The organism is Puia sp. P3, from assembly GCF_050632245.1.
Taxonomy (GTDB): domain Bacteria; phylum Bacteroidota; class Bacteroidia; order Chitinophagales; family Chitinophagaceae; genus Puia.
In genome coordinates, this window is record NZ_CP192583.1 from 2,203,152 (window position 1) to 2,215,605 (window position 12,454).

The following is a 12,454-nucleotide window of genomic DNA, read 5'->3' on the forward strand; positions in this document are numbered from 1 at the left end:
TAATTTTATTATTCTGCTGTCCAATTTAAACCAAAACTTGTATTCGACATGTCCACTCGTAGAAAATTCCTGCATTCTGCCACCCTTGGATCGTTTGGGTTGGTTCTGGCTAAAAAATTAGCTGCGGCGCCGGCGCAAGTAGCCGTTACCGGTCGTCCGGTCGTCATTTCTACCTGGGATACCGGGCTGGCGGCCAATAAAGGCGCCTGGGAAGTGCTCAGCCGCAATGGCAGCGCACTGGATGCGGTAGAGGCGGGGTGCGCGTCACCGAGTCTACTATCAACTGCTGCGTAGGTCTGGGCGCAAACCCCGACCGGGATGGGCACGTAACCCTCGACGCCAGTATCATGGATCATCAGTGGAACTGTGGCAGTGTGGCCTTTCTCGAGCGGATCAAGCATCCGATATCGGTCGCACGCCGGGTGATGGAGAAAACGCCGCACGTGATGCTGGTAGGAGAGGGAGCGCAACAATTTGCTGTAGCTGAAGGCTTCCCGCTGGAACCGGCGGGGCTTTCCGACGACGCGAAGAAGTCCTACGAAGAGTGGCTGAAGAAATCGGAATATAAACCGGTTATCAATATAGAGAATACGAAAAGCAGCAACCAGGGGCACGGACCGTCGGCGCCGCAAAGGCTCCCCAACGGCGAATGGAATCACGATACGATCGGGATGGTGGCGATGGATGCCTCCGGCAACCTCAGCGGCAGCTGTACGACCAGCGGCATGGGTTTCAAGATGCGGGGCCGGCTGGGCGACTCTCCCATCATCGGGGCGGGGCTGTTCGTAGACAACGAGGTCGGAGCCGTCACGGCCACGGGTCAGGGCGAGGACGTCATCCGTATCTGCGGCTCGCACAGCGTGGTGGAGTATATGCGGCAGGGGCTTTCTCCCGAAGCAGCCTGCAAGGCGGCGGTAGAAAAGATCGCCCGTATCAAAAAAGAGAAGGCGAAAGAAATACAGGTGGCGTTCATTGCGATCAATAAGAAAGGTGAAGTAGGCGCATATGCCCTGCAGAAAGGATTTAGTTATGCGATCCGGAACAATTCCGAAGAGAAAATGGTTGATGTAAAAGCTATCTCCCATGACCAACTACACGCTTGAAATATGTGCTTTCAATCTGAGTTCGGCCCTGATCGCCCAGCAGTCCGGCGCCGATCGGATCGAGCTCTGCGCCAGCCCTGAAGAAGGCGGCACCACCCCCTCGCCCGGACTGGTAACAACGGCCCGGGAGATGCTGCGTATTCAGTTGTATCCCATTATCCGGCCCAGAGGAGGAGACTTTCTGTATTCCGATGAAGAGTATCGCACGATGCTGCGCGACGTCGAGTACTGCAAACAGGCGGGTTGTAACGGAGTTGTCATCGGTATGCTGCTGCGGGATGGCGCGGTAGACAAACAGCGCTGCGCGCGACTGGTAGAAGCGGCCTATCCGATGGGCGTTACTTTTCACAGGGCCTTTGACTGGGCGGCCAACCCTTCGAGGCGATGGAAGATATCATCAATATCGGGTGCGAGCGAATTCTTACTTCCGGACAGCGGCCTACCGCCATGGAAGGGGCTGAACTGATCGATCAGCTGATCAGGGAGGCCGACGAGCGGATCATCATCATGCCCGGCTCGGGGGTGAGGGCTTCCAATATCACCGCCCTGGCGGAGGCTACGGGCGCCTCGGAGTTTCACACTTCCGCGCGTCTGAAACAGGCCAGCGCCATGGACTATGTCAACGCCGGCATGAAAGAAGAGCAGTCCTTTACGGAAGCAAGTGAAGAAGAGATCAAAAAATAAAAGAGGCACTCACCGGGTTTACCAGCTGATGCCTCTTTCCGTCAGCTGGCGCCAGCGGCGCCGGCCGAAATCATTTATTGAAGCTTGGTGATCTTCAGCATATTCGTGGGCAGGTGCTCCTCGATGGGCAGGCTGCCTGTATTCACCACAACGTCACCTTGTTTGATAAATCCTCTTTCCTTTAAGATAGCGTGCTGGTCGTGGATGATGCCGTCTACGCTCTCTTCTTCCGCGTAGTAGAAGGCGCGAACCCCCAGCTAAGGCTCAGTTGGTTGATCAGGCTTTTCTCCTTGGAGAAGATATACAAAGGCGATTTGGGACGATAGCTGGAGAGGATGAAGGCCGTATATCCGCTCTGCGTCATCCTGACCAGTGCGTCCGCGTTGGCGTCTTTGGCCAGTTTGCACGCGTTATAGCAGATGGCGTCGCTAAGATACGACGGGGAGTGCGGCTGGGGGACCAGATCTTCCTCCCTGTTGTAGCGATATTCGGTGCGTTCTACTTCCAGAATGATCTTCCGCATGGTCTCGACGACGAGGGCGGGGTGCTGACCGGTAGCTGTTTCGGCGCTGAGCATCACTGCGTCGGCTCCTTCCAGCACGGCGTTGGCCACGTCGGTGATCTCGCTGCGGTTCGGCTTGACCCGGTCGATCATGCTTTCCATCATTTGGGTAGCGACGATGACGGGCTTGGCGCGGTGGATACACTTGCGGATGATATCGCGCTGAGCCATCGGGACTTTCTCCACCGGCAGTTCGACGCCGAGATCACCTCGGGCAACCATTACGCCGTCGGATTCGAGTACGATATTGCGCAGGTCGTCCAGTGCGGACGGCATTTCGATCTTGGCGATCACCTTGGACAGGCTTTTCTTTTCCGCCAGCCGGCGCTTGAGGTCGATGATATCTTCCACTTTGCGAACAAAGGAAAGGGCGACCCAGTCGCACTGCTGTTCGATGATGAACTCGAGGTCCACGAGGTCCTTTTCGGTCAGCGCGGGCAGGGAGATCTTCGTATCGGGGAGGTTGACGCCTTTTTTGGGAAGCAGCACGCCGCCATAAGTAACAGCAACCTTTACGTCGCCGTCGGGAGAGACGTTGACGACGACCACTTCCAGTTTGCCATCGTCGATCAGGATCTTATTGCCTACTACCACGTCGTGGTGCAGGTTGGGATAGGAGACATAGATCTTTTCCTTTGTACCGACCACTTTCTCTTTAGAGGTGAAGGTCAGGATGTCGCCAGGGGCGATGGGCAGACCGCCGTCCTTGATATCGCCGACGCGCAGCTTCGGTCCCTGAAGGTCGGCGAGAATGGAGATATTATAGGGTTCGGTAACGTTGATGTTCCGGATATGCTGGATGATCTTTGCTTTTCCCTCGTGGTCCCCGTGGGAGAAATTCAGCCGAAAGACGTTGACACCGGCCTTTACCAGCTCGAGTAATTTATCGTACGTGTCGCAGGCGGGTCCTACAGTAGCGACGATCTTGGTCTTGTGAAACGTGTGCTGGATACCTGCTTCCTTGTCCATATTCTGATACAGGTATTTCGATAAATTCTTTGACATGTGTCGGTGGATTTTTTAGGATGTTATTTTTTGACGATCGACTCTTAGGATGCAAGTATTTTTACGATCTTCAGCCAGTCTTCACTGATCCGCTGTTTGGCTTTTACGGCTTTTTCCAGCGGAGTATAGTGCATCTTGTTGTTGACGATGCCGATCATCACGTTGTGACGTCCTTCGATGAGGCACTCTACGGCAGAATACCCCATGCGGCTGGCAATGAGCCTGTCCATACAGGTCGGCGCACCTCCGCGCTGGATATGTCCAAGTACACAGACCCTGGTATCGGCGGTAGGCACCCGCTCCTTGATGACCTTTGCCACGTCTTCCGCACCCCTGTCGCCTTCCGCTACGACGATGATATTGACCAGTTTCTTACGTCTTTTCCTTTTCGAGAAGTCCGTTGACGAGTTCTTCGATATCCGTCTTGCGTTCAGGGATGAGGATATTTTCCGCACCGGTGGCGATACCGCTGTGAAGTGCGATATATCCTGCATCCCGGCCCATGACCTCGATGATGAACAGACGGTCGTGGGCGTCAGCTGTATCCCTGATCTTGTCGATCGCTTCCACGGCCGTATTGACGGCGGTGTCAAATCCGATGGTGAAGTCGGTACCGGCGATATCCTTGTCGATGGTGCCGGGGAGACCGATACACGGGATATCGAACTCTCCGCTGAGTTTGTGGGCTCCGCGGAAGCTTCCGTCTCCGCCGATGATCACCAGTCCGTTGATACCGAGTTTCTTCAGATTGTTGTATGCTTTTTTGCGTCCCTCGTGCTCGAAGAACTCCTTGCAGCGCGCCGTCTTGAGGATAGTTCCACCCCGCTGAATAATGTTTGCTACGCTCCTCGAATGCATGGGGACAATATCGTTCTCGATCATTCCACTATAGCCGCGCATGATACCGAATACCTCCATTCCATTATAAATACCGGTACGGACCACTGCACGTATGGCGGCATTCATTCCCGGAGCATCGCCGCCGGAAGTGAGTACGCCAATTTTAGTGACTTTATTTTCCATCTGGGGTTCTGTTCTAAAGATTTGAAGTTTAAAAAGCTTTAACTTTTAGCAAGTTTCTTTGGAAATTTTCTAAGTTAAACCAATCGAAGTCCCAAAAGTAAGGAATTTGCGTGTAAACTATACGCAAATTGCATAAGCTTGTTGTTTTAATCATAAAAGGCAGGTTCGAAACGATATATTATGGAATTTGGTAAACTAGCGGACATTGAAGCCGTCGATTTTTCGCTGCCCGCGGACGATCCCGCAAATGAATTGCTATGGCAACGACTGCAGGCTCAGCAGGAGCCAGGCCGCCTCTTCGTAGGCTGTACGCAATGGGGACGTGCGGACTGGGTAGGCAAGCTATACCCAAAGGGGACAAAACAAAAGGATTTTTTGGCTTCTTACGTCAGTCAGTTCAACTGCATCGAGCTTAATACGCTTTTTTATAGTCTGCAGCCCAGGCCGGTCATCGAGCGCTGGGCTTTGCATGCCGGAGAAGGTTTCCGGTTTTGTCCCAAAATGTCGGAGTCGATCAGTCATGCAGTGCAGCGATTTAATGAAGTGTGCGGGTTGGCGCTGAAACCTCCGAAGCGCATTGCAGAGCCGCCGGCGCCGCTGACCTTGTTCTAGGCGCGCGGCCCGAGATGGATCTCCGCCATCATGCATCTGGCGCTGCCGCCGCCATTGGTCTCGATAATCGTCAGCGGCGAATGAAGGATGCGATTGAAGCCGGCAAGACGGCTGACCTGTTCAGGGTCCAGCGAGGCAAAAGCCTGTGATGACATCACGAGCAGCCGTTCTCCTTTGTTATTGTGTACCTGGAGCATATTGCCGGCGAACTGATTCATCTGGGCGAGGCTGATCGTCACCAGTTCCTTCCCGCTATGGCTGATGGTGCAAACAAAATTCTTTTGCTCCACCGGGTCGGGTATGGCGTCCGTGCAGGCCACGACATAACGGTCGGCGACGCACATCATGACGTTGGTATGATAGATAGCCTGACCTTTACCGTCCACGGCCGTGAATATCTCCGGAGTATATCCCATCTTTTCGCAGAAGTCTACGAGGACGGCCCTGTTCGTTCTTGGGGAGAGACACGCATAGGCTATCTTCTCGTCCCGGTCTAGCACCATGCTGCCGGTGCCTTCCAGAAACAGCCCCCGTTCTTCGTATCCGCTGAAGTCGAAGGTAGCGCGGATGTCGAAATTCCGGGACAGCTGCTCCAGTACTTCCGGTTTTCGTTCGAGCCGGCGGTTGGGGGCATACATGGGGTAGAGGCATACCGTCCCCTCTTCGTGAAAGGAGATCCAGTTATTGGGAAAAATGGAATCGGGTGTATACGGAGAGTGCGTGTCATCGATAACGGTGACGTCTACGCCATTTTCCCGCAGAAGGGCTACGAACGCCTCAAATTCCTGCAGCGCCTGCTGCTGTGCGTTGTCCGTGGCGGCTGCCTGAAAGGCGTTGCTCCCGGCCGTCTCTGCATTAAAGCTGAAGTTGACGGGCCGGATCATCAGGAGATGCGAAGTCGTTTGCATGATTTTGGCGGTTTATAGCTCGTCCCTGTGCAGCGGCATGCTCATGCAGTGAAATCCGCCCCTTGCGCGGGACAGTTCCGCGGAGGGCATCAGGACAAGTGTATATTCAAGTGTGCCCGGATCGACGCGTCCTTCTTCCATTTCGCGGATCAGGTCTTCGGCGTGTACGACGGCAAATCCGTTCTCTTTGAATGCTTCGACGGTCTTGTCGTTGCGGTCATAGCTGAGTACGACGCCTTCTTTCAGGGCCAGCAGATTGCAGGAGTCCGTCCACTGTTCTCTTGCGTCGAAGGGGAATTCGTTATTCCCGGAATAGATGAATTTCACTTTCTCGGTGCACTCGAGGTCGTTCTTACTGATATCGGAGAGCAGGTCTTCGAGGTTGTCGAAATATTCCGGATTGCCGGGGTCTTTTTCCGGAACTGGATGATCTTGAGTTTGTCTTCCTTCTTGCTGTCCCCGAGGATCCGCTGTACCTCGTCGTCGTCTTCGTGTTTCATGGCCTTTTTGGAAAAAGTCCCCAGCAGGATCCAGACGTTGCGGCGTATCTGTGTGAAGATGGTATCGATGTGCATATAATCCCTCTTCTTCGGAATACGGATGATCGTGATCTTCTTGACCACATTCCTGTCGAAGAGGACCTTGATGGCACTGGTAGGCCGCCTCGGTAGACGTCCTTTCGCTGACGCCGATAAGCAGGTGGTCTTTGCTGACGACCATCACGTCCCCGCCTTCCAGTGTCACTTTTCGGTCGTCGCCTTCCCTGGGCAAAAGGAAATGGTGGTGGGTATCCGCGAGCTCGATGATCCTGTCCTGGTATTCGGCGAACAGCGGGTGGTTGAAAAAGATATATTTTGCCAGCAGGGCCTCCCTCGTACGCGCCTTCTTGGCGGGCTTGTTCAGCAGGACATGGTTGTTGATGACGATTCCAATGTCCCTGGTAAAAATGAAGTTCGGGATCGGGGCGAAGAGCATCTGGTCTTCGGTCAGAGAGCCGCTGATAAAGGTTTTGGCGAGCTGGACGGAGTCCAGCTGCTGCAGCTGCTGCTGGGTTTCGTAGGAGCAGGCTTCGATAGCACAGACCGACGCCACCAGTTTCATCTTGATGGATTCGTCGGTTAGGATATCGCTGAGCAGCCACTGCAGCTCGACGACCTTTTCGGACCGGAAAAACTTTCGTCTCCCGGCTTGTAAAATGCCCTCTTGTTCTTTTCGTCGTCGATCTCGGCGAGACGGCCTTTTATGATCTCCGGGTCAAGAAAATACAGGAGTATCTTGGTATAGAAATCATACTCTTTCCTCCGGATAGTATCCAGATGAACAATGTCTTCGAAGAGCCAGTCCTGCGCCTTGGACGGGACCAGCTTTGCCCAGCCCACTGTCGGGACTGTGCACCGGGACCCGCCGGAGACGGCCTACTTCGGAGGATACGGAAATGGAATTCTTCGTCCTGTTCGAGTAAGTTCTTGACATATAATTGCAAGTTATGTTGTTTTGCCCACATGCACATTTTAATGTAGGTTTGAAAGAAAATTGCGGATGATACAAATTACCGATCAGGTGATCGACCTCATAAACGACCGGATCCAGCGCATGGACGAAGGACAGATCAGCAAGGTCTGGGATGCTTTCGCCAAAGACCAGCCGGCCGTGGTCGGGTATGTGCTGGGTGAGAGCCGCGAGCTGCAGGAACCCGACGCAAGAGAGGACGTTGCCTATGTCCTGACCATTATCCTGCTTAGCTTCAGAGAGCTGAGCCCTGGCATCCCCGCCATCACGGAACCAGAATTCGAAAAGGCGTTCAACGAGGAATTCGACGAAATGGAAGAAGTCTTCAACGACGGCTTCGACGAATCCGACGCCATGGCCATCATGGACGCTTTCTGCCAGCCCGATCTCCTGCAGTTCGCTGCCGCTACTATCTACAGCGAAGACGGTGACGACGGCGAGGGCAGCAATTTCACCGAAGAGGAAGCCGGGCTTTTTATCGTTATTTTCAAAACGGTAATCGGACTCCTCCATAATAAAGCAAGCGCCCTTCCGATATAAACCTCTGCGCCCGGACGGAGGCCGGGTCATTTCACCTATAAGCACCACTTCCCTCTACGCACCTCCGCAAAAAGACACTCCAGGTACGGGCTTGCACAAAAATACTAACAAATGTTAGTTTGTAATATGACTTTCTATTATTTTTGGGCAACAATAAAATAGATTGTCCATATGCATTTCCAGTTGTCCGAAGAACACCTGATGATCCAGAAGGCCGCCCGGGATTTTGCCCGCAGCGAATGCCTGCCGGGAGTAATAGAAAGAGATGAGCACCAGAAGTTTCCAAAGGAGCAGGTACTCAGGCTGGCCGAGCTCGGTTTTTTGGGCATGATGGTCGACCCGGCTTACGGCGGATCGGGGATGGATACGGTCAGCTACGTGCTCGCCATGGAAGAGATCAGCAAGATCGACGCCAGTGTCAGCGTCTGTATGAGTGTCAACAACAGCCTGGTGTGCTGGGGACTGGAGGCTTTTGGCAACGAAGAGCAAAAACAAAAATACCTCACCCCGCTGGCCCGGGGACGCAAGGACGGGGAACTGTACATCGGGGCCTTCCTCCTCAGCGAACCCGAAGCCGGGAGCGACGCCACATCGCAGCGAACAACAGCAGAGGACAAGGGTGATCACTATTTGCTGAACGGCACCAAGAACTGGATCACCAACGGCAACTCTGCCTCGGTCTATCTGGTCATCGCCCAGACCGATATAGCCAAAGGGCACAAAGGCATCAACGTCTTTATCGTAGAGAAGAATTCTCCGGGTGTCGCCGTCGGCGCCAAGGAGAATAAACTTGGCATCCGGGGCAGCGATACCCACAGCATCCTGTTCAACGACGTGAAGGTTCCCAAAGAGAACCGCATCGGCGACGACGGATTTGGATTTACTTTCGCGATGAAGGTGCTTTCCGGCGGCCGTATAGGCATCGCTTCCCAGGCGCTGGGCATCGCCAGCGGCGCGTATGAGCTCTCGCTCAACTATTCCAAAGAGCGCAAGGCGTTCGGAAAAGAGATCATGAACCACCAGGCCATACAGTTCAAGTTAGCGGATATGGCTACCCGAATCGAGGCCGCCAGGCTGCTTTGTTTCCGCGCCGCCTGGGAAAAGGACCAGCATAAGGACTATGCCCTCAGCTCTTCGATGGCCAAGGTCTTCTCGTCCGAGACGGCGATGTGGACCGCAACGGAGGCCGTACAGATACACGGCGGCTATGGCTATGTTAAAGAATACCACGTAGAAAGGCTGATGCGCGACGCCAAGATCACCCAGATCTATGAGGGCACCAGCGAGGTGCAGCGCATCGTGATCAGCCGGTCCATACTGAAAGGGTAGGGCTGCATTCGCTAGCCGTTGTTCTCGGTATTCGCCTTGTGCCGCTGACCGTCGAGCTCCTTTCCAAAGCTATACGTGAAATTGATCTTGAACACCCGGGTCTCCGGTTTTGTAATGGACTCCTGAAAGAACAAACCCTGCGAATACGTATCGACACGGGTCTGCTGCGTATTGAAGACGTCCGAGAGACTCAGCACCAGCGTCGCCGCATTGTTCTTCATCAGGTCGCGTTTGATCGCAATATCAAGACCGCCCGAAGCCAGGACCTTGCCCTGCGCCACTATATTCGCCGCATTATAATTGCCGGTGACCTGCAACGTATACAGCTTCAGCAGCCGCATGTCGGAATTCAGCTTGGCAAACCCGCTGAATCCGGAATTGGACAGTCCCTGCGGGAGATTGTTGGCGTTGATGTCCGTCCCGAACACGTTGAGATTGCTCGTAGCATTCCACCATTTCGTGACGGGCAACCGGAAGATCAGCTCGGCGCCATACGTGTTGATGCTGTTGCCGTTCTCGAATGTGCTCAGCAGAGTGTCCCTCGACAGGGGTTTATTATAAGCCATGATGGGATTCAGCGTATTTTTCACGTAGATCGTGCTGTTGAACGTCAGGACGCCAAACTTGTCATTGTACGCGAGCTCGAACAGGTTCGTGTTCTCCGGCCGGATATCGGGATTGCCGGACTGGGGGTTCTGCGGATTGGAATAGTTGGTCTCCGGGGTGATCTGCCACCACTGCGGCCGGTTGACCCGCCGTGAATAGTTGAGGTGTACGTCTCCCTGCTCTCCGACCTTTTCGGTCAGATACAGGCTCGGGTAAAGCCCGGTTTGATGGAATCCAAACCCGCTGTTGACGTCCAGCAACTTCCCCGTATAATCGTATTTTTCCAGCCTCAACCCTGCCATATAGCTGAACTTTTTCCCGACCTGGTCGCTGTAGCTGGCATAAGCAGCATAAGTGTTATCGTTGTACCGGTAGTTATAGCTGGCTGCCGGATCCTTTATCCAGTTGGGACCGGCCGCATTCTGGAAATCGTTATAGCTGTGATTGCCGTGAAGGATCGCCTTGAGCCCGGTCTCGAACCGCGCCCTGCCGTCTATCAGCGGATCGGTATAGTCGGTCTGAAAGGTCAGGTTGCGCGCGTCTCCGAGGCCGTCAAACAATTGCTGGTGCGGCGTACCCGTGAGCGTCCCGCCTTTGTCGGTGTATTGCATGTTATACCGCCCGCCATCGGTGCCGTGGTAGGTCTCTGCGGCGGCGCTGACAGTCAACTTCTCTCCAGATTTGTCAAACGAGTGCGCATAGTCGAAGTTGGAGTGCGTGAAAACGAAGCGATCGCTGTTCGACGAGGTCCGCAACCCGGTGGAATCCGTGAGGTCCGATGCATTGCGATAGTCCGTGGTCTGCGTGCCGGTGGTCGGATGGTGGCCAAAGCCGATATTTCCGGATATACTGAAGGTATTGTGCGGGTCCATGAAATAGTCGGCTCCCGCCTTGAACATATTGAATGGTCCTGTCGTTTCGGAATAGCCGCGCTGGATCGTCGTCGTGCGGGTCGCAACGTCGCTGAGGGCAGTGGTGGTATTGGCGACGCTCCGGTGGCGATGCCCCATATAATTGAACGTCACGTTCCACTTCTTCTTATAGGCGTTGAGATTCAGGAACTCGTAGGTCTCGCGCAGCGTGCTTACTACGCCCGTAACAGAACCGTTGAAGCCGGGCTGCCTGTTCTTTTTCAGTACGATATTGACGATGCCGTGATTTCCCTGGGCGTCGAATTTCGCCGACGGATTGGGCATGACCTCGATGCTCTGGATCTGGTCCGAAGGTATCTGGTCGAGGGTCAGTTGGGTACGCTTGCCATCCAGCAGAATGATCGGTGAGCCGTTGCGAAGGCTGACGTTTCCGGAGGCGTCGACGCTGAGAGCAGGCACCTGACGCAGCGCGTCCGACGCCGTTCCGCCTTTGCTGGCGAGGCTGCCCGATACGTTGAACACCCGCCGGTCGATCTCGGTACGCAGCGGATTTCTCGAAGCAACTACGGTAACCGTTTGCATTTGCGCCTGGGCCGTCTTCAGCCGGATCGTACCGATATTGAAGGTGGCTCCTGCCGCGCGCTGCCCCGCCGGAATAGCCTGCACGAAGGACTGATATCCCACCATGCTCACCCGTACCGACACGGCCGACGCCGGAGCGCTGCCAAGGGTGAACGTTCCGTCGGGACGGCTGATCACCTGCCCCGCAGCGGTAGAATCCCTCTGCAACAGCGTTACTGTAGCGGCGTGAATGGGTTGTCGGGTCTGCGCGTCGACGATCTTTCCGGTGAGCGCGCCGCTACTCTGTGCGAGACCGAACAGCGGGAAAAAAGGATGAGAACAAGCGTCTTCTTCATGTATGAAAGGTCCGTGGGTGAAAAGTCCGCAAAATTAACCCAATTTGCTCTGCTAAACCTGCTCAACGATACCGCTGGTGTAGGTATCTTCGCACTAAACCCATTTAATATGCCGATAAACAGGGAAGCTTATCTCGGTGTAAAGCAGGAGATCGGTGAAAAAGCAGTACTGGTGGCCGTTTCGAAGACTAAACCAGCTGAAGATATTTTAGCACTTTATAGCGAAGGGCAGCGCGACTTTGGCGAGAACTATGTCCAGGAGCTGACCGAAAAGCAGGCGCAGCTGCCGGCAGACATCCGCTGGCATTTTATCGGTCATCTCCAATCCAACAAGGTCAAGTATATTATTCCATTTGTTTATTTGATCCACGGCGTGGACAGTCTCCGTCTGCTCAGGGAGATCGACAGGCAGGCCGCGAAAGCGGGCCGGATAGCCGACGTTCTTTTACAGGTGCATATAGCGGAGGAAGAGACAAAGTTCGGTCTGGACGCGGCCGAGCTGGACGATCTGCTGATGACCGTGCGGTCCAACCCCGCGGAATGGACGAATGTCCGCATCAAAGGGCTGATGGGTATGGCCTCGTTTTCGGACGACACAGCCGCCGTACGGGCGGAATTCCATACGCTGAAGCAGTTGTTCGACGTCCATTTTACTGCCCTGACGGGGCCGGGTTCCGGCATTCTGTCGATGGGGATGAGCGGAGACTATCAACTGGCTGTGGCAGAAGGGAGTACGATGGTACGTATCGGCAGCCTGCTGTTTGGGAAAAGGGGGTGACGGGCT

At 54.5% G+C, this 12,454-nt stretch carries 12 protein-coding genes and 2 pseudogenes; 7 read left to right on the forward strand and 7 right to left on the reverse strand.

Annotated elements, in window-relative coordinates:
• Nucleotides 1-48: 48 nt before the first annotated feature.
• From ACQ86N_RS13155 to ACQ86N_RS13165, 3 genes and pseudogenes are all read left to right on the forward strand, one after another.
• Nucleotides 49-294: a hypothetical protein gene (locus ACQ86N_RS13155; protein WP_431215545.1), complete on the forward strand. Its 246-nt coding sequence runs from the start codon at nucleotides 49-51 to the stop codon at nucleotides 292-294.
• Entirely contained in the window at nucleotides 258-1,103 is an 846-nt protein-coding gene (locus ACQ86N_RS13160; protein WP_431215546.1) for an isoaspartyl peptidase/L-asparaginase family protein, read from the forward strand. The genes ACQ86N_RS13155 and ACQ86N_RS13160 overlap by 37 nt, the downstream gene beginning before the upstream one ends.
• Nucleotides 1,084-1,787: pseudogene (locus tag ACQ86N_RS13165) on the forward strand (copper homeostasis protein CutC). The gene ACQ86N_RS13160 and the pseudogene ACQ86N_RS13165 overlap by 20 nt, the downstream one beginning before the upstream one ends.
• 74 nt (nucleotides 1,788-1,861) lie before the next feature.
• Here the strand turns inward: ACQ86N_RS13165 and pyk are convergent.
• From pyk to ACQ86N_RS13180, 3 genes and pseudogenes are all read right to left on the reverse strand, one after another.
• Nucleotides 1,862-3,354: pseudogene (gene pyk, locus ACQ86N_RS13170) on the reverse strand (pyruvate kinase).
• A gap of 44 nt (nucleotides 3,355-3,398) precedes the next feature.
• Nucleotides 3,399-3,809, reverse strand: a complete 411-nt coding sequence (locus ACQ86N_RS13175; RefSeq protein WP_431215547.1) for a 6-phosphofructokinase — start codon at nucleotides 3,807-3,809, stop codon at nucleotides 3,399-3,401.
• Nucleotides 3,727-4,377, reverse strand: coding sequence for an ATP-dependent 6-phosphofructokinase (locus ACQ86N_RS13180; RefSeq protein WP_431215548.1), 651 nt, complete (start codon nucleotides 4,375-4,377; stop codon nucleotides 3,727-3,729). Before ACQ86N_RS13180 ends, ACQ86N_RS13175 begins: the two co-directional genes overlap by 83 nt.
• A 180-nt stretch (nucleotides 4,378-4,557) precedes the next feature.
• Here ACQ86N_RS13180 and ACQ86N_RS13185 point away from each other — a divergent pair, with 180 nt between their 5' ends.
• Nucleotides 4,558-4,989, forward strand: coding sequence for a DUF72 domain-containing protein (locus ACQ86N_RS13185; RefSeq protein ID WP_431215549.1), 432 nt, complete (start codon nucleotides 4,558-4,560; stop codon nucleotides 4,987-4,989).
• Here ACQ86N_RS13185 and ctlX read toward each other — a convergent pair.
• From ctlX to ACQ86N_RS13200, 3 genes are read right to left on the reverse strand one after another with little or no spacing between them, the layout of a single operon-like run.
• Nucleotides 4,986-5,897 carry a citrulline utilization hydrolase CtlX gene (ctlX, locus tag ACQ86N_RS13190; protein WP_431215550.1) on the reverse strand — a complete coding sequence of 304 codons (912 nt, stop codon included), beginning with the start codon at nucleotides 5,895-5,897 and terminating at the stop codon, nucleotides 4,986-4,988. The two genes, ACQ86N_RS13185 and ctlX, sit on opposite strands and share 4 nt — an antisense overlap.
• 12 nt (nucleotides 5,898-5,909) lie before the next feature.
• Nucleotides 5,910-6,998 (reverse strand): arginine deiminase family protein, encoded by a 1,089-nt coding sequence (locus ACQ86N_RS13195; protein WP_431215551.1) that lies wholly within the window; start codon nucleotides 6,996-6,998, stop codon nucleotides 5,910-5,912.
• Nucleotides 6,999-7,015: 17 nt separating this feature from the next.
• The gene (locus tag ACQ86N_RS13200; RefSeq protein WP_431215552.1) at nucleotides 7,016-7,276 is read right to left on the reverse strand and encodes a hypothetical protein; all 261 of its coding nucleotides are present in this window, start codon (nucleotides 7,274-7,276) and stop codon (nucleotides 7,016-7,018) included.
• Nucleotides 7,277-7,436: 160 nt separating this feature from the next.
• On the opposite strand from ACQ86N_RS13200, the gene ACQ86N_RS13205 reads away from it, so the two are divergent.
• Complete coding sequence (locus tag ACQ86N_RS13205; RefSeq protein WP_431215553.1) at nucleotides 7,437-7,946, forward strand: hypothetical protein; 510 nt, start codon at nucleotides 7,437-7,439, stop codon at nucleotides 7,944-7,946.
• Nucleotides 7,947-8,117: 171 nt separating this feature from the next.
• A complete protein-coding gene (locus ACQ86N_RS13210) occupies nucleotides 8,118-9,275 on the forward strand; it encodes an acyl-CoA dehydrogenase (RefSeq protein ID WP_431215554.1) in 1,158 nt (385 codons plus the stop codon).
• Between the two features lie 11 nt (nucleotides 9,276-9,286).
• Here ACQ86N_RS13210 and ACQ86N_RS13215 read toward each other — a convergent pair whose 3' ends face one another.
• Nucleotides 9,287-11,674: a TonB-dependent receptor domain-containing protein gene (locus tag ACQ86N_RS13215; RefSeq protein ID WP_431217392.1), complete on the reverse strand. Its 2,388-nt coding sequence runs from the start codon at nucleotides 11,672-11,674 to the stop codon at nucleotides 9,287-9,289.
• Here ACQ86N_RS13215 and ACQ86N_RS13220 point away from each other — a divergent pair.
• Nucleotides 11,561-12,448 (forward strand): YggS family pyridoxal phosphate-dependent enzyme, encoded by an 888-nt coding sequence (locus tag ACQ86N_RS13220; RefSeq protein ID WP_431215555.1) that lies wholly within the window; start codon nucleotides 11,561-11,563, stop codon nucleotides 12,446-12,448. The two genes, ACQ86N_RS13215 and ACQ86N_RS13220, sit on opposite strands and share 114 nt — an antisense overlap.
• Nucleotides 12,449-12,454 lie beyond the last annotated feature (6 nt).